11 protein-coding genes are annotated in these 16,869 nt (G+C 68.4%); 2 read left to right on the top strand and 9 right to left on the bottom strand.

Annotated features, from left to right (window positions below):
* The coding region (locus VN779_RS13225; protein ID WP_325722973.1) for a 3-hydroxyacyl-CoA dehydrogenase family protein at positions 1-734 on the top strand (734 nt) is incomplete at its 5' end.
* Positions 735-817: 83 nt separating this feature from the next.
* Here the strand turns inward: VN779_RS13225 and VN779_RS13220 are convergent.
* From VN779_RS13220 to acnA, 8 genes are all read right to left on the bottom strand, one after another.
* On the bottom strand, positions 818-2,044 hold the full coding sequence (locus VN779_RS13220) for a hypothetical protein (protein ID WP_325722971.1): 1,227 nt from the start codon (positions 2,042-2,044) through the stop codon (positions 818-820).
* An 8-nt stretch (positions 2,045-2,052) separates the two neighbouring features.
* Positions 2,053-3,594 carry an NAD(P)/FAD-dependent oxidoreductase gene (locus VN779_RS13215; RefSeq protein ID WP_325722969.1) on the bottom strand — a complete coding sequence of 514 codons (1,542 nt, stop codon included), beginning with the start codon at positions 3,592-3,594 and terminating at the stop codon, positions 2,053-2,055.
* Between the two features lie 119 nt (positions 3,595-3,713).
* Positions 3,714-5,705: a 1-deoxy-D-xylulose-5-phosphate synthase gene (dxs, locus tag VN779_RS13210; RefSeq protein WP_325722967.1), complete on the bottom strand. Its 1,992-nt coding sequence runs from the start codon at positions 5,703-5,705 to the stop codon at positions 3,714-3,716.
* A gap of 238 nt (positions 5,706-5,943) precedes the next feature.
* Positions 5,944-7,218 carry an ROK family protein gene (locus tag VN779_RS13205; RefSeq protein WP_325722966.1) on the bottom strand — a complete coding sequence of 425 codons (1,275 nt, stop codon included), beginning with the start codon at positions 7,216-7,218 and terminating at the stop codon, positions 5,944-5,946.
* A gap of 104 nt (positions 7,219-7,322) precedes the next feature.
* Entirely contained in the window at positions 7,323-8,606 is a 1,284-nt protein-coding gene (locus VN779_RS13200; RefSeq protein ID WP_325722964.1) for a sugar ABC transporter permease, read from the bottom strand.
* Positions 8,603-9,373, bottom strand: a complete 771-nt coding sequence (locus tag VN779_RS13195; RefSeq protein WP_349260775.1) for an ATP-binding cassette domain-containing protein — start codon at positions 9,371-9,373, stop codon at positions 8,603-8,605. Before VN779_RS13195 ends, VN779_RS13200 begins: the two co-directional genes overlap by 4 nt.
* Before the next feature lie 173 nt (positions 9,374-9,546).
* Positions 9,547-10,671, bottom strand: coding sequence for a sugar ABC transporter substrate-binding protein (locus VN779_RS13190; RefSeq protein WP_325722960.1), 1,125 nt, complete (start codon positions 10,669-10,671; stop codon positions 9,547-9,549).
* 1,338 nt (positions 10,672-12,009) lie between these two features.
* Complete coding sequence (acnA, locus tag VN779_RS13185) at positions 12,010-14,727, bottom strand: aconitate hydratase AcnA (protein WP_325722958.1); 2,718 nt, start codon at positions 14,725-14,727, stop codon at positions 12,010-12,012.
* A gap of 251 nt (positions 14,728-14,978) precedes the next feature.
* Here acnA and VN779_RS13180 point away from each other — a divergent pair, with 251 nt between their 5' ends.
* Positions 14,979-15,710 carry a hypothetical protein gene (locus VN779_RS13180; protein ID WP_325722956.1) on the top strand — a complete coding sequence of 244 codons (732 nt, stop codon included), beginning with the start codon at positions 14,979-14,981 and terminating at the stop codon, positions 15,708-15,710.
* A 309-nt stretch (positions 15,711-16,019) separates the two neighbouring features.
* On the opposite strand, the gene VN779_RS13175 is transcribed toward VN779_RS13180, so the two are convergent.
* Positions 16,020-16,664 (bottom strand): trimeric intracellular cation channel family protein, encoded by a 645-nt coding sequence (locus VN779_RS13175; RefSeq protein ID WP_325722954.1) that lies wholly within the window; start codon positions 16,662-16,664, stop codon positions 16,020-16,022.
* Positions 16,665-16,869 lie beyond the last annotated feature (205 nt).

The following is a 16,869-nucleotide window of genomic DNA, read 5'->3' as shown; positions in this document are numbered from 1 at the left end:
CCGCGCAGTTGAAGCACCCGGAGCGGGTCGTGGGGTTCCACTTCTTCAACCCGGTCGCGGTGCTGCCGCTGCTCGAGATCGTGCGCGCCGAGAAGACCGACGACGCGTCGCTGGCCACCGCGTTCGCCGTTGCCAAGCAATTGAAGAAGTCCAGCGTGCTGGTGAAGGACGCCCCGGCGTTCGTGGTCAACCGGCTACTGACCCGCTTCCTCGGCGTGGTCAACGAGGTGCTGGACGAGGGCACGCCGGTCGAGGTCGCGGACAGCGCCCTGGAGCCGCTGGGCCTGCCGATGTCGCCGTTCGTATTGATGGAGCTGGTCGGCCCGGCGGTCGCGCTGCACGTCTCGGAGACGCTGCACGCCGCGTTCCCGGAGCGGTTCAGCGTGTCGGAGAACGTCCGACGGCTGGTCGGCGCGGGCAAGCGGGCGTTCTACCTGCCGGGCACGACCACCTTGGATCCGGAGGTCGAGGCGCTGCTGCAGGTCGGCGACAAGCCCTCGACGGCCGAGGAGGTGCGTGACCGCGCGCTGTCCGCGATCGCCGAGGAAATCGACCTGATGCTCAAGGACGGCGTTGTGGCCGAGGCGCAGGACATCGACCTGTGCATGATCCTCGGGGCGGGCTGGCCGTTCCACCTCGGTGGGATCACGCCGTACCTGGACCGCACCGGCGTGTCCGAGAAGGTCACCGGCGGGCGGTTCCTGCCGTTGGGTGTGGCGTCGTTGCCGGCCTGACAGTCAGTCAGATCGCGGGGTCTCAGTCGAGCCGGCTGGGGCCCCGCACGGTTTTAGGTGATGCTGTTTGAGGTGATGCTGCGTCAGGCGACGAGGAAGCCCGCGAACGCGGTATGCGTGGTCCAGATCAGCAGCGCCACGCTGGCGGCGAGGAGCAGCGCTTCTTGCCACCATCTGCGGAAGACGAGGGCAGCCGCGATCAGGATCGGGAAGAGCGCGCCGATATAGCGCGGCAGTGAGGTGAAGTTGTGCGACGTGATCGCGAGGCCGTACATCGGTAGCGTCCACAGCACGTAGGACGCCGGAAGCTTGCGCGCGACGATCGCGATCAGCGCGGCCGCGAGCACGATCAGCAGGAGGCACATGTCCGCGACCTGGTGACCGTGGTGATGCAAGCGCGAGACGTCGTGGAAGGAAATCCGCGGGCTGTTGATCAGGCGCTCGCGGTTCGTCTTGAGCGTCTGCTGCGTGAACGGCAGCAACCAGGAATGGAACCGGAGGCGGGAGTAGCCGAGGTAGACGACCAAACCCGCGATCGGGGCGACAGCGCTGAGCAGGGATTTTCCAGCGGCGGTCTTCACTGCCGCGGTCTTCACTGCCGCGGTCCTCATCGGGGCGGTGCGAGCCGAGCGCACGCCCTCGACCACGCCCGGGATAGCGAGCAGGAGGCCGGTCGGGCGCGCGATGCCGCTCAGAAAGCCGAGGATGATCGCGGTCCAGGTGCGGGCCGGCCGGCCGGGGTAAGCGCGGATCGCGAGGAAGTAGCCCGCGGCGAGTACTCCCGCCAGCGGCTCGGTATAGCCCATGACGAGCGCGTAGGCACCGGGGGCCAGTTGGGTCAGCCACGCCGCGCGCCGGGCGGCGGTGCGATCCCCTGTCTCTCGTATGACGATCCGATGGACTAACGCGCCGAAGACCAGCGCGCCGACCCAGCAGACCCCGAACAGCGCGATGGTGACGGGCAGTCGGGTCACCGTCGTGACCGCAGCAGTGATCATCGGCGTGAACGGGAAGAAGTGGGCGAAGCCGCCCTTGGCGTCGTATCCGTTCGCTGCGATGTACCGGTACCACGGCGTGTCCCACATGAACAGCTTGCCGAGCGGATGCTGCCGGTCCATGTGCCAGGAGATCAGGCCCACGAGCACGTGTCCCGCAACCCATGCCGGCAGCGTCACCCACACCCCGTCGAGCAACCAGCGCAGCCGTCGCCAACCGCTGCCGATCCCCGAGCCGTCGGCTGACCCGCCATCGGCTGATCCGTCGTCAGCAGGCAGGAGAGCCGGTACTTCGAAATCCACCCCCGAATTCACCGAAACTCCTACGCCGAGACGGCCTCGTTCGACAGCGGCGTCTGGCGCGGCATGAGCGGCGCGTCACGTCCGGTACCCGTCGGCGTGGGCCGCTTCGTGTCGCCGTCGCCGCCCTCCTCGTGGTACTCCTCCTCGACGTTGACCGACCAGACGTCGTGCGTGGAGCCGGTGCGGATGTTCTCTGCTGTCAGCAGCGCGGTGAGCATCGAATGGTCCTGATTGTTGTAGCGATGCATGCCGTTGCGGCCGACCGGGTGCACGTTCGGCACGTTCGCGTCCAGCCACTGCCGGATGACGTCCAGGTTCTTCTGGTAGCTGTCGTCGTACACCGGGTACGCCTTCGGCATCCGCACTACGTATCCGGCCTCGACCTTGCCCGGCTCGATCAGGTTGAGCCGCTCGAGTTCGGCCGTGCCGAGCTTGACCAGCTCCTCGTCCTGCTCGCTCCACACTTCGTCGCCCTCATTGACGAAGTACTCGAGGCCGAGGCAGGTGCGCCCGTCCTTCACCAGGAACGGCGACCAGGAACCGAAGTTCTGGATGCGCCCGACCTTGACGCCGGGGGTGTGGATGTAGATCCAGTTGTCGGGGAAGCCGGCCTCGAGCGGCACGACCAGCGCGATGGTCAGGAAGTCGCGGTACCGCAGGTCGTCCGCCGCGGCCTGGACCGCGGCCGGCGCGGCCGGCTCCATGGCGCGGACCAGGGCCGAGATCGGCGTGGAGGAGATGACGTGGTCGGCCGGGACCTCGGTGGACGTACCGTCGGCGTTCGTGACGGTCACCGCCACCGCGCCCTTGCCCGCCTCCCAGCGGACCCGCTGCACGGGCGCGTTCAGTTCCACCGAGCCGCCCTGCGCGCGCACCTTGTCCGTGGCGACCTGCCACATCATGCCGGGCCCGTACTTCGGGTACTGGAACTCCTCGATGAGGCTGGTGATCTCCTTCTGGTTGCGGCTGGGCAGCAGCGCGTTCTTGATCGCGCCCATCAGCGAGAGGTTCTTGATCCGCTGCGCGGCCCAGTCCGCCGGAAGTTCGGCGGTACTCATGCCCCACACCTTCTCGGTGTAGGTCTTGAAGAAGATCGAGAACAGCCGCTTGCCGAAGCGGGCGGTGACCCAGTCGTCGAAGTGCGTCTCGTCCTTGGGCGGACGCACTCGGGCCCACGCGTACGAGCCGATGCACCGGGCCGCCTCGATCAGCCCGAGCCCCTTGAGCGCATTGCCGGCTTTGAGCGGATAGTCGAACAGCTTGCCCCGGTAGTAGATCCGTGACATACGCGGGCGCAGCAGGAAGTCCTCGTCCGGCAGGATCTCGTGCCACAGCGCCTCGACCGCGGCCACCTTGGTGAAGAAGCGGTGGCCGCCGATGTCGAAGCGCCAGCCGTCGCGCTCCACGGTCTGCGAAATGCCGCCGACGACGTCCGTCGATTCGTAGACCTGGACTGGGTAGCCATGCTTGCTCAGGTCGTAGGCCGCAGTGAGGCCGGCCGGACCTGCACCGATGACTACCGTCGCGGGCAGAGCGTCAGTATTCGTACCAGAGGGGTCCACGCGTTGATTCTTTCAGGAGGCCTGATAACAGCGCGGGACCGTTGCGTCACAGTATGTCCCCGTGCTGTAACGAATTCATGAGCCGGATGAAAGAGTCGTGTGAGTCCCCCGGCCCGCGGTCAGCTTAGCGCCGCCCGGGCCGCGGCGGCGACGCCCTGTGCGCTCAGCCCGATCCGCTCCAGGATCGCGGCGCGTTTGCCGTGGTCAAGGAACTCTTGCGGGATACCGAGGACGCGCACGGGCCGGGTGACCCCTGAATCTTGCAGTGCCTGGGAGATCGCGGCGCCAACGCCGCCGACCCGGCCATTGTCCTCAACGGTGACTACGGCGCGGTGGCCGCGGGCCAGTTCGATCAGCGCCGGATTGACCGGTTTGACCCACCTTGGGTCCACGACCGTCGCCTCGATGCCTTCCGCGGCCAGCAGCTCGGCGGCCTGGAGTCCCTGCACCGCCATCGGCCCGGCGGTCACGATCAGGACGTCGGGGTCGGCGGGTGTCCGCAGCAGGTCCACGCCGTCGACCCGGTCCACCGCCTCGATCTCCGGTCCCACCGCGCCCTTGGAGTAGCGCACCACGGTCGGGCCGTCGTGCACGTCCACGGCCTCGCGCAGCTGTGCGCGCACCTGGGCGGCATCGCGCGGGGCCGCGATGCGCAGACCCGGGACCACCTGGAGGATCGACATGTCCCACATGCCGTTGTGGCTGGCGCCGTCATCGCCGGTGATCCCGGCGCGGTCCAGCACGAAGGTGACCGCGGCCCGGTGCAGCGCGCAGTCCATCAGCACCTGGTCGAAGCAGCGATTCAGGAAGGTCGCGTAAACGGCGACGACCGGGTGCAGGCCGCCGAACGCGAGGCCGGCCGCGGAGGTCGCGGCGTGCTGCTCGGCGATGCCGACGTCGTAGATCCGCTCCGGGTAAGCCTTGGCGAACTTGTGCAGGCCGACTGGGATCATCATCGCGGCGGTGATGCCGACCACGTCGGACCGCTCGTTGCCGATCTTGACCATCTCGTCGGCGAAGGCGTCGGTCCAGCTCGGCCCGGCGATCTGGAACGGCAGGCCGGTCTCCGGGTTGACCACGCCGATGCCGTGGAAGTGGTCTGCCTCATCGTCGAGGGCCGGCTGGTAGCCCTCGCCCTTGCGCGTGATGCAGTGCACGATGACCGGTCCGCGGAAGCCCTTGGCCCGGCGCAGCGCTGCCTCGACCGCCGCCACGTCGTGGCCGTCGATCGGGCCGATGTACTTCAGGCCCAGGTCCTCGAACATGCCCTGCGGCGCGACGATGTCCTTGATCCCCTTCTTCATCCCGTGCAGGGTCTCGTAGATCGCGGGCCCGACGACCGGGGTGCGGTTGAGCGTGCCCTTGCCCCAGGACAGGAACTTCTCATAGCCCTGAGTCGCGCGCAGGGTGGAGAGGTGCTCGGCCAGGCCGCCGATCGTGGGCGCGTAGGAGCGCTCGTTGTCGTTGACCACGATGACGACCGGACGGTCCTTGGCGCAGGCGATGTTGTTGAGCGCTTCCCAGGCCATGCCACCGGTCAGCGCGCCGTCGCCGATGACTGCGACAACCCGCCGGTCGGTCTGCCCGCGGACCTGATAGGCCTTGGCGATGCCGTCCGCGTAGGAGAGGGCGGTGGAGGCGTGCGAGTTCTCCACGACGTCGTGCTCGGACTCGGCACGCGACGGGTAGCCGGAGATCCCGCCCTCCTGCTTGAGCTTGGAGAAGTCGTGCCGGCCGGTGAGGATCTTGTGCACGTAGGCCTGGTGGCCGGTGTCCCAGATGACCGTGTCGCGCGGGGAGTCGAAAACCCGGTGCAGCGCCAGGGAAAGCTCGACCACGCCGAGGTTGGGGCCGAGGTGGCCGCCGGTCTTGGTCACGCTCTCGATGAGGAAGTCGCGGATCTCGCGGGCGAGGCGCACCAGCTCGTCCCGGCCGAGCCGGTCCAGATCGCGCGGCCCATGCACGGTGCTGAGAACGGATCCGACGCTGGACGCTGACGCGGCCTTAGCTGACCCCGTCTTCGACGACGCCGACTTCGACGACGCGGTCTTTGCCGACGCCGTCTTGGTCTCGGAAGCGGTCTCGGCGCTCGAACTGCCCGGCAGCGACACGGGTCCTCCTTGGTGGCTCGACGGTTCCCCGAGTGTTGGCGAAGCCCGGAGTTCATCGTCCCCCGTTCCGATCTCCCGCGCTCGCGCGCCGAAGATCCGATGGGACGAGGGTCCGAGTCTAATCGCCGAGCGGTCGTCGGCCCGGGTAGATCATCCGGCCCTCCACACGATCTTCACGCCCGTCACATCGGGCGTCAGGCTGCTCGGAAAGCGTGGTGCGCGCAGGCCACTGCGCGGTTCACCAGGCGTCGGCCGGGGGTGTCGCGGCAGCCGCGAGCAGTGGCGCGAGGGCGCCGGGCGGGTCGCTCAGCAGTGGGCCGAAAGCGCGTTCCGCCGCGCCGACGAGCGTCGAGTCGGGGCCGAGTCCGGGAGCGACCAGCCGTACCAGTTCGCGCGGGGCGACCAGGCCCGAGGTGCGCAGTGTGGTGCGAAGCTGCTGCTCGACGGCTGGGAGGATGTCGCGCAGCAGACCCCCGAAGACGACCACCTCGGGGTTGAAGATGTTCACCAGGTTGCCGACGCCTATGCCGAGCCATTCGCCCACATGACGGATCGCGGCGGCGGCGCGCGGGTCTCCCCCGGCGGCCGCGGACACGACCGCGGGCACGGTGGAGCGGGGGCCGTCCGGGTGCCCGGCCGCGTCGAGGATGGCCTTCTCGCCGATCTCGGTCTCCCAGCAACCGCGCGCGCCGCAGCGGCACAGCCGTCCGGCCGGGTTGACCACCATGTGACCGAGTTCACCGCCGTAACCGCCGGCGCCGCGCAACGGCTGCCCGCCGACGATGATCCCGGCGCCGACACCGACCTCGCCGGTCAGGTACACCGCGTCGGTCGCTCCGGCCGCGGCGCCGCGCACATGCTCGGCGAGCGCGCCGAGGTCCGCGTCATTCCCGACCGCCACCGGGGCGTGGATGCCGTGCTGGGAGAGCACGGAGGAAAGAGTCTCGCCGAGCGGGGCGTCCACCCAGCCGAGGTTCGGCGCGAAGCGCACCAGCCCGTCGGCGTCGCGCACCACACCGGCGATCGCCGCGCCGATCCCGACGCACACGGCGTCGGCCGCGGCGCGGCTGAGCATCTCGCCGGTGAACCGGCCCAGGTGCGCGGCCACGTCATCGAGGGCGTAGTCGCCGCGCGGCCGGTACAGCTCGCGCCGGTCCAGGATCGCTCCGCCGAGCCCGACGCGCGCCGCGATCAGATAGTCGACGCCGATGTCGAAGGCGAGCACGTACACCCGCTCCGAACGCGGCACGACGACGAGGGACGGTCGCCCGGCCCCCGCGCCGGCCCCGCGCGCGGGAAGTTCCTCGCGCACGAGGCCGGCGTTGGTCAGATCGGCGGTAAGCGCGCCGATCGTCGACCGGTTGAGCTGCATCGCGGCGGTCAGTTCCGCGCGCGAGGTGGGTCCGTGCACGTGCACGTACCGCAGCAGGGTGGACACGTTGTGACGGCGCACCTCGTCCTGGGTGGCTCCGGCCGCGCCCGCGGCCATGGCCGAGTTGCGGCGCTCAGACAAGGCAGTGCCTTCCCGAGGGCGTCTCAGCTCGCTGAGTCATCACCGTTCGCCTCCCGTCCGACGCGCCTAGCACTGCCACCCTGCTTGCGGAGTAGTGCCTGCGCCTAGCTCGACGTCCGTCCGGCGTGCCGGGAGAGCGCGTCGACCGCGGCGGCCAGCAGCAGCACGATGCCGGTGATGATGAACTGATAAGCGGAGGCGTTGCCCCCCTTGATCAGGTCACTCATGCCGTACTGCAGGATGGCCAGCGCCAGGCCGCCGAGCACCGCGTCGACCACCCGGCCGCGCCCGCCCATCAGCGAGGTGCCGCCGATGACGGCGGCCGCGACCGCCAGCAGCAGGACGTTGCCGCCGCCCTCCTGGGTGTTCACGCCGTTGAGCTGGGAGGCGAGGAACAGGCCGGAGAACGCCGCCATGGTCGAGCCGATGACGAACACCGAGTTGCGCACCAGCCGGACCGGGATACCGGCGCGGCGGGCCGCTTCGTCGTTGCCGCCGACCGCGTAGACGTGCCGGCCGTAGCGGGTCTTGCCCAGCACGAAGGTCAGGATGACCAGCAGCACCGCGATGATCGGCACCACCCACGGGACGCCGCGGATGTGGATGCCCTCACGCCGCTGCCAGTCCAGCGCCTCGTCGACGTTGCAGAAGTAGACGAAGATCGCACCGCCGATGGCGAGCGCGCCGATACGCAGCGCCAGCAGGCTCATCGGCTCGACGGCCAGGCCCTGCTTGCGGCGGCTGGCCAACTGGACGAACTTCACCGCGGCGTAGCCGAGGACGCCGATGACCAGGTACACCCAGCCGAGCACCGGGGAGATGCGGCCGTTGTCGAGCAGGAGCAGGGTCTTGTCGGTGATCGAGACCTGACCGGAACTGCTGCCGATGACCAGGATCTGGGCGCCCTGGAACGAGATGAACGCGGCCAGGGTGACCACGAATGAGGGGATGCCGATGCGGGCACGCAGCCAGCCGAGCAGAGCGCCGGCCACCGCGCCGAACGCCGCGGCACCGAGAATGGCGATCGGCCAGGCGATGCCGTGCTTGACCGAGAGGATCGCGCCGAACGCCGCGGCGGTCGAGCCGACCACGCCGGCCGACAGGTCGATCTCGCCGAGCAGCAGCACGAACACCAGGCCCATGGCCAGGGTGATGGTCGGCGCCGACTCCTGCAGGATCGAAACGAAGCTGGAGAGAGTCAGGAAGCCGGGCTGGGCGATCGAGAAGATGACCACCAGCAGCACGATGCCGATGACAGCGGGCAGCGAGCCGATCTCTCCGTTGCGCACCCGTGACTGGTAGTTGTTGAAGGTCTCGCCCAGCGTGCGCGGGACCGCGGCACTGATGGTGGGAGCCGCGTCGGCGCGGCTGTCGATCAGCTCGCTCATGCGGCCGCTCCGTTCGAGCTCAGCGTGGTGGTCAGCGGCAGGCCGAGGTTGCCGGAGCGGCCGGCCGTGATCAGTTCGACGATCTGGGTGTGCGTCACGTCGGAGCGCTTGACCAGCGCGGCCATCTGGCCGAGGTAGAGCGCCGCGATGCGGTCCGAGACCTGAAGCACGTCGTTCATGTTGTGCGAGATGAGGATGACCGCGAGGCCCTGGTCGGCCAGGTTGCGCACCAGGCGCAGCACCTCGGCGGTCTGCGCGACGCCGAGCGCGGCGGTCGGCTCGTCGAGGATGACGACCTTGGAGTTCCACAGCACGGCCTTGGCGATGGCCACGGTCTGCCGCTGGCCGCCGGAGAGGCTGGCGACCTTCTGCCGCACGGACTTGACGGTGCGCACCGAGAGCGAGGCCAGGGTCTCCCCCGCCGCCCGCTCCATGGAGGGTTCGTCGAGCGTGCGCGCCCCGGTGAGCCGCTCACGGCCGAGGAACATGTTCTGCACGATGTCGAGGTTGTCGCACAGCGCCAGGTCCTGGTACACGATCTCGATGCCCAACGAGGCCGAGTCGCGGGGGCCGTGGACCTTGACCTGCCTGCCCTCGAACAGGTACTCCCCGTCGTCGATGGAATAAGTGCCACCGATGCACTTGACCAGCGTGGACTTGCCCGCGCCGTTGTCGCCGACCAGCGCCGTCACTTCGCCGAGGTGGGCTTCGAAGTCCACCCCTTTGAGCACACTGACGGGGCCGAACGACTTGTTGATCCCGCGCATGCGCAGGATCGGCTCGTTCTCGCTCACCTCGACCTCTTCTCCTGGACCCGCGTCGATATTGCGAAACTGTGACAACGCGATACCACCCGAAACGCCTCCCTACAAGCCAAGCCCCCGGTTTCGCGCGACGGCCCAGGCGGGAGCCGCCGCGCGAAACCGGGTGGATCTGAGACTTACTGCGCCGCGATACCGGCCGCGGTGCACTTGGCGACGTAAGCCGCGGTGCAGACGTCCTTGTACGGGGTGTAGTTGTCCTTGATCGGCTGGTCGACGTTCTGCTTGGTGATGGTGACCGGGGTGGCCAGCAGCGACTTGATCGACGACTGGTTGCTCGGGTCCGTCACCGTCTGGAAGTTCTCGGTCGGGGTCTTGCCCGCGGCGAGCTCAGCGGCCAGGTCGACGGCGGGCACGGCCTCCTGCGAGGACGGCTTGTAGATGCTGAACGACTGGTCGCCGTCCAGGATGTGCTGCAGGCCGCCGGCGGTCGCGTCCTGGCCGGAGACGACCACCTTGCCGTTGATGCCGAGGTTCTTCAGGTCCGCGATGACCGCGTTCGCCATGCCGTCGTTCGCCACCATGACGGTGTTGATGCCGTGGTCGGCGTTGTACATGGAGGTGAAGGTCGTACCGGCGGTGGTGTTGTCCCAGTTGGCGATGGCCTGCTCAGCCGACTTCTTCCAGGTGCCGGCGGAGATCAGCGGGTTCAGCACCGACATGTAGCCCTGGTTGAACAGGGTGGCGTTGTTGTCGGTCGGGGCGCCGTCGAGGATCGCCACGTCCGGCTTGGCGGTGCCGGCGGCCTTGACCGCCGCGACCAGCGCGTTGCCCTGGTCCTTGCCGACCTGGACGTTGTCGAAGGACACGTAGTAGTCGGGGGCGGAGCCGGGCACCAGGCGGTCGTAGTCGATGACCTTGACGCCGGCGGCCTTGGCCTCGGTGGTGACCGCGAGACCCGTGGTCGGGTCGGTCTGGGTCAGGATCAGGACCTGCACGTGCTCGGTCTTGATCATTTGGTCGGCGATCGACTTCTCCTGCTGGTCGCTGCCCTGCGCGTTCTGGATGTCGCAGTCCAGGTTCTTCTTCGCGCATTCGGCGCTCAGGGCCGGGCGGTCAGCGCCCTCCCAGCGGGCCGAGGTGGCGGTCTCAGGGAGAATGATGCCGATCTTCGGCTTGGCGCCACCGTTGTTGGAGCCGCCGGAAGACGAAGAGCTCGGCGAGGAGGAGCTGGAACACGCCGCGACACCGAGCGCCAGAGCAGCGGCGCCGACGGTGGCGGTGAGGACGGCCTTACGCATCATCGCGTTTTGGTCCTTTCTCAGTGCCGGCCCGGTGGCAACCAGTGCCCGGCGGCTCGGCGTTCAAGGAATGTTGTGACCGGCAACGTATTAGGTCAGTCCCCGGTTGGGAAGGGGTCTGACCGGTCAGTTTGTCGAACGGCGTAACGATTGGGAAACGCGTTCCGCTGCCGAAGGATACACAGCGAGTGCCGAAATCCGGCATATCGGACGAGGTCTAGACCAATATGTCGCGCCGGGTGATCGTGGTACAGCGCGCGACGTGCTGTGGCACCGGTCAAGGACACCCCGCGGCAACAATTCGAATATCTGTCGAATCAGGCCTTCGGCAGGGTCCTGACGGTGCACCATACGTTGCCGAATCGAGACCAGGGCGGCCACCGGGCGCCGCTCCGTTACCGCGCCGCAACGCGATTGCCATCGGGCCGGTACCGCCCTGAGCTTGGCAAGTAGCTCCGCATGACTCCGCAGCCGCGAACGGAAAGCGATCCGCTGACGCCGAGCGGCGCTGCGGCGAGGCGTCAGGAGTGCCTCGCGAGGCGGCGCGGGACGCGCAGACCGAGAACCGCCGCGATCAAGCGAAGCCGAGTCGGGGACGGTAGCGGCCGCGCGAGGGATCGCAGGATTCGTTGTCGCAGAGCCAAGCGGGCCGCGCGCGACTGTCGAAGCCGGCACCCGTTGGGCAGGTTTCCGATCCATCGATGCCGGATCTGCCCAGGCTGATCCCATACACGCGGATTGCAGCCAAGATTGGTGCAGGAGGCAACAATATCCGGGAGAGGTCGGGGCGGATGCGCCCAGGACGCCTGCAAATACGACTTGGTATGACACTGTGCACGCCGACACGGTGCATGCAGTCTGATTCATCGGGGCCCGCGCTGGATAGAGCCATCCGGGCGCTTCTGGCCCGTGAACCGCAGCGTGCTGGGAGAGTCCGAGGGCCCGTCAGAAAATGGATTCCCCGGCGCGGCCGGAGGGCAGTAGCTCCGGGTGGGTATCCGCGCCGGGGACGTCTGAATCGCGACGACACGGCCGGAGGCGGGATTGTGTCCCGCGCCCCGGCCGGTCTACGCCCTTGCCTGTAGCGGGCGCCGCTTCACACCAGCCGCGGACCGGAGGCCGTGCGGCGGGTGTACGAATAAGCGTTCTCATAAGAACGGGCTGGGCCGAGAGTGAAATTACCTATTCGCAGCCATCGCGGGATAGCGGGAAAACCCTCGTTCTCCCCTAGTGCGTGAAACACAGCAGGCGGGAGCCCGCGCCCGACCACTGCGGACGCGGGCTCCCGCCTGCAACTCGCTACCCGATTGCTCGGATGTGACTTAGCGTCGCACCTCGCCGTTACGCACCCTTGATGAGGTTACGCAGCACGTACTGCATGATCCCGCCGTTGCGGTAGTAGTCGGCCTCGCCCGGGGTGTCGATGCGGACCACGGCATCGAACTCCTTGTCTCCCGCCTTGACCTTCACCGTGCGCGGGGTCGAGCCGTCGTTCAGGACCGTGATGCCAGTGACGGAGAATTCCTCCTCCCCGGTCAGGCCGAGCGACGCGGCGGTCTGCCCGGCCGGGTACTGCAGCGGCAGCACGCCCATGCCGATCAGGTTCGAGCGGTGGATGCGCTCGTAGGACTCCGCGATGACCGCCTTGACGCCCAGCAGCGCGGTGCCCTTCGCGGCCCAGTCGCGCGAGGAACCTGAGCCGTACTCCTTGCCGGCCAGCACGACCAGCGGCACGCCGGCCTGCTGGTAGGCCTCGGACGCGTCGTAGATCGTCGTCTGCTCGCCGGTCAGCAGGTTCTTGGTGAAGCCGCCCTCCACGCCGTTGAGCAGCTGGTTGCGCAGCCGGATGTTGGCGAAGGTGCCGCGGATCATCACCTCGTGGTTGCCGCGCCGCGAACCGTAGGAGTTGAAGTCGCGCCGCTCGACGCCGTGCTCGGCCAGGTACTTCCCGGCCGGGGAGTCGGCCTTGATCGATCCGGCCGGCGAGATGTGGTCGGTGGTCACCGAGTCGCCGAGCTTGGCCAGCACCCGCGCGCCGGTGATGTCCTGGACCGGGGCCGGGCTCTGCGGCATGCCCTCGAAATACGGGGGCTTGCGCACGTAGGTCGAGTCCGCGTCCCACTCGAAGATGTTGCCGGTCGGCGTCGGCAGCGACCGCCAGCGCTCGTCCCCGGCGAACACGTCGGAGTAGTCGTGCGCGAACATCTCGGCCGAGATCGCCGAACCGATGACCTCCTGCACCTCGGCCGGGGCGGGCCAGATGTCCTTGAGGTACACCGGGTTGCCGTCCTGGTCGGCGCCGAGCGCGTCGTTCTCGAAGTCGAAGTCCATGGTCCCGGCGATGGCGTAGGCGATCACCAGCGGCGGAGAAGCCAGGTAGTTCATCTTCACGTCGGGGTTGATCCGGCCCTCGAAGTTGCGGTTGCCGGAGAGCACCGAGACCGCGGTGAGGTCCGCCGCGTTGACCGCCTCGGAGATGTGCTCGGGCAGCGGGCCGGAGTTGCCGATGCAGGTGGTGCAGCCGTAGCCGACCAGGTTGAAGCCGAGCTTGTCGAGGTACGGGGTCAGGCCGGCGCGGTCGTAGTAGTCGGTGACCACCTTCGAGCCAGGCGCGAGGGTGGTCTTGACCCACGGCTTGACGTGCAGACCCTTCTCGACGGCCTTCTTGGCCAGCAGCGCCGCGCCGAGCATGACGGACGGGTTCGAGGTGTTGGTGCACGAGGTGATCGCGGCGATGACCACGGAGCCGTGGTCGATCTCGAACTGCGCGCCATCGGGCGCGGTCACCGGCGTCGGCTTCGAGAAGCCGTTGCGCCCGGCCGGCGCGTCGGAGGCCGGGAAGGACTCGATACCGGACTCGTCGGCGTCCTTGACGTAGTCGCGCACCGCGGAGCGGAAGCGGCTCTTGGCCTCGGCCAGGATGACCCGGTCCTGCGGGCGCTTCGGCCCGGCGATGGAGGGCACGACCGTGGACAGGTCCAGCTCGACGTACTCGGAGTACTTCGGCTCGCTCGCCGGGTCGTGCCAGAGCCCCTGCTCCTTGGCGTACGCCTCGACCAGCGCGAGTTGCTCGGGAGTGCGCCCGGTGAGCCGCAGGTAGTCCACGGTCTCCTGGTCGATCGGGAAGATCGCGCAGGTGGAGCCGAACTCGGGGCTCATGTTGCCGATGGTGGCGCGGTTGGCCAGCGGGACCGCGGTCACGCCCTCGCCGTAGAACTCGACGAACTTGCCGACCACGCCGTGCTTGCGCAGGATCTCGGTGATGGTGAGCACCAGGTCGGTCGCGGTGGCTCCGGCCGGCAGCTCGCCGGTCAGCTTGAAGCCGACCACGCGCGGAATGAGCATCGAGACCGGCTGGCCGAGCAGCGCCGCCTCGGCCTCGATGCCGCCGACGCCCCAGCCCAGCACGCCGAGGCCGTTGACCATGGTGGTGTGCGAGTCGGTGCCGACCACGGTGTCCGGGTAGGCCTGGCCGTTACGGCTCATGACGACCCGGGCAAGGTGCTCGATGTTGACCTGGTGCACGATGCCGGTGCCGGGCGGGACCACCTTGAACTCGTCGAAGGCGGTCTGCCCCCAGCGCAGGAAGCGGTAACGCTCGTGGTTGCGCTCGTACTCGAAGTCGACGTTGCGCGAGAAGGAATCCGGGGTGCCGAAAACGTCCGCGATGACCGAGTGGTCGATCACCAGCTCGGCCGGGGCGAGCGGGTTGACCTTCGCCGGGTCTCCGCCGAGCGCCACCACGGCCTCGCGCATGGTGGCCAGGTCGACGACGCAGGGCACACCGGTGAAGTCCTGCATGATGACCCGGGCCGGGGTGAACTGGATCTCGGTGTCCGGCTCCGCGGCCGGATCCCAGCCGGCCAGGGCCCGGATGTGGTCGGCGGTGATGTTGGCCCCGTCCTCGGTGCGCAGCAGGTTCTCCAGCAGCACCTTGAGCGAGTAGGGCAGGTTTTCCGCGCCGGGCACCGCGTCGAGCCGGAAGATCTCGTAGGACGCGTCGCCGACGCCGAGCTGCGCGCGTGCGCCGAAGCTGTTGGTCGCGCTGCTTGCTGACATCGCGGGGACTCCGTTCGCTGACCGTTGTTCGCCGGCCGTGGGTTTCTGGCCGCTGTCTAGATTATCTCGACGTCAAGATACCTCATCTTAACCGTACCGCTTAGGGGCGGTTCAAGTCAGACTCTGCAACGGTGCGTTAACACAGTCTGTGCGAACATCACGTTGTCGACTGGTCCACGGTTCCGCTGACCGGCCAGCCGACTGATGTGCTGATCGGACCGTACGACCGAGACCGTGGAGGGTACCCGCCCGTGAGCTTCGCCAGTACTCTGGCCCGCGACTTCCCGGCCGCCATTCCAGCCAACCAGTTCGTCAATTCGACCCAGGACCGGCTGCGTGAGCAGGAGGTGCACCGCGGCTCGGCGCTGCCCCTGATCGCCACCTGCCGTGACGAGCTGGCCTTCGCGCTGACCGCCGAGCTGCAGCGGGCCTGGGGGCCCGCGTTCAACATGGCCGGCTTGGCCGGGCTGCTGACTTTGGGCCGAACGGGTGTGGCCGCCGCGCGCGGACACGCGCCGCTGGTGAACGGCCGGCGCACCTTCGTCCTGTTCGGACTCACCCATGTGGGCGTGGACGAGGCGGGGATTATCGGCAACGTGGAGAGGCCGGGCGTGCCCGGACCGTCGAGCACCTGCGGCGCGCTGATGGCTCTGCACGACGAGCTGCGCGGCGGCGACGTACACACCTCGGACTACCCGTATCTCGACAAGGCCGACCCCGAGCAGTCCCGGCTGCGCGAGCGCATCGCGCCGCTGGTCGACGATCCGCAGCAGGTCGACCTGCTTTCGATCATCCGGATCGCCCGGGATCTGATCGGGCTCGACTCGGACGAGGCGATCAAGGTGCTGCGAGACGACGCGGTGCCGGCCGACGTCGCGGTCTTCACCGGAATCCATATCCACGGGCCGCGCGGCGCGGAGTTTGTGGACGTCGGCCGCAGCTTCCTCGACCGCGACGGGCAGATCACCGAACTGTCTCTGTAAAGCGGCGCGCGGACGCACTGGCGCTCGGGACGCGTCTCTTGCGCGGCATTCGAAATCGATGCGCGCGCCCGCTCGAAATCCACGGGCGCGCGCCGGTCGAATCCACCGGAACGGCTCGGGTTATCCGCGCTCTGAATCACTGGATGACGGCTCTGCGAGCCGGTCGCGAACCGCCGCCGTTTATTCGCACGGCTGTTCTAAGGAACGGCGAATTGCGGCGATTTTCGTTGCCGCGCTTCGGCATGCCGCTTATGTCAGCAGTCTGTCGCTCCTGGCGCAGTTCGCCGCATCAACCGTGCACGACGCGATTCAACGTCGCGCCGGCGGTAGTTGCGCGTGCCAGTCTCGTCGCACCGCGATGAGCCGCAGCGCCGCCGTCGCAGCGGCCGCCGCGAAGGCGAGCGGCGTAGCGCCAGGCGTGTAGCGGTTTACCGCATCGGCGATCAGCGAACCGATCGCGGCCGGGATGGCGTAGAACTCCCGGCGCAGCACCGTCGGCACCTCGGCGATCAGCATGTCCCTGATCACCCCGCCACCGACCGCGGTCAGCACACCCATGAGCGCCGCGGGAACGGGTGCCAGCCCATATCGCAAGGCCTTACCAGTGCCGGAAACCGCGAAGAAACCTAGGGTCAGCGAGTCCACGATGAGATACGCGGTGGTCAGCCTTGCTCGTTCGCGCAGCTCGGACTCGACCCCGAACGCCTGATACTGCGCCGCGATCACCGCCAGCGAGGCGAGCGTCGCAGTAGTCAGATATCGCCAGTCGGCGAGGAACGCCGGAGGATGCACGCCGATCAGCACGTCACGCACGGCCCCGCCGCCGAGGCCGGTAGCCGCGCCGAGCACCAGGATCCCGACGAGATCAAGGCCCTTGCGCACGGCGGTGAGCGCGCCGGAGGCCGCCGCGCTGAAAACGCCGAGCAGGTCGAACAGGATCGGCAGATGCACCACGCTCGAAGTGTGCCGGGACGCGCCGCGCGGGGCCAATACACAGGGCGTTGGGATGCAGGTCCACATCTTCGCAAGTCGGCACAGCCGTTGACCCGGTGATTCCACGTGTGTCCGCGCCCCGGTGTTCGCTACAGTGGTTGCCGGATTTCAGTGCGTGGCGAATGGCTGGATCCCGGCCGGGGGCAGCGCGAAGGGCGCGCGATTA

The organism is Actinocrinis sp. (assembly GCF_035605935.1).
GTDB lineage: Bacteria > Actinomycetota > Actinomycetes > Streptomycetales > Catenulisporaceae > Actinocrinis.
This window is presented reverse-complemented; position numbering and strand designations above follow the sequence as displayed.

Coding starts and splice junctions, on each gene's coding strand:
- VN779_RS13200 (WP_325722964.1), bottom strand. CDS start 8,606: ATGAGCGAGCTGATCGACAGCCGCGCCGACGCGGCTCCCACCATCAGT.
- VN779_RS13195 (WP_349260775.1), bottom strand. CDS start 9,373: ATGCGCGGGATCAACAAGTCGTTCGGCCCCGTCAGTGTGCTCAAAGGG.
- VN779_RS13190 (WP_325722960.1), bottom strand. CDS start 10,671: ATGATGCGTAAGGCCGTCCTCACCGCCACCGTCGGCGCCGCTGCTCTG.
- acnA (WP_325722958.1), bottom strand. CDS start 14,727: ATGTCAGCAAGCAGCGCGACCAACAGCTTCGGCGCACGCGCGCAGCTC.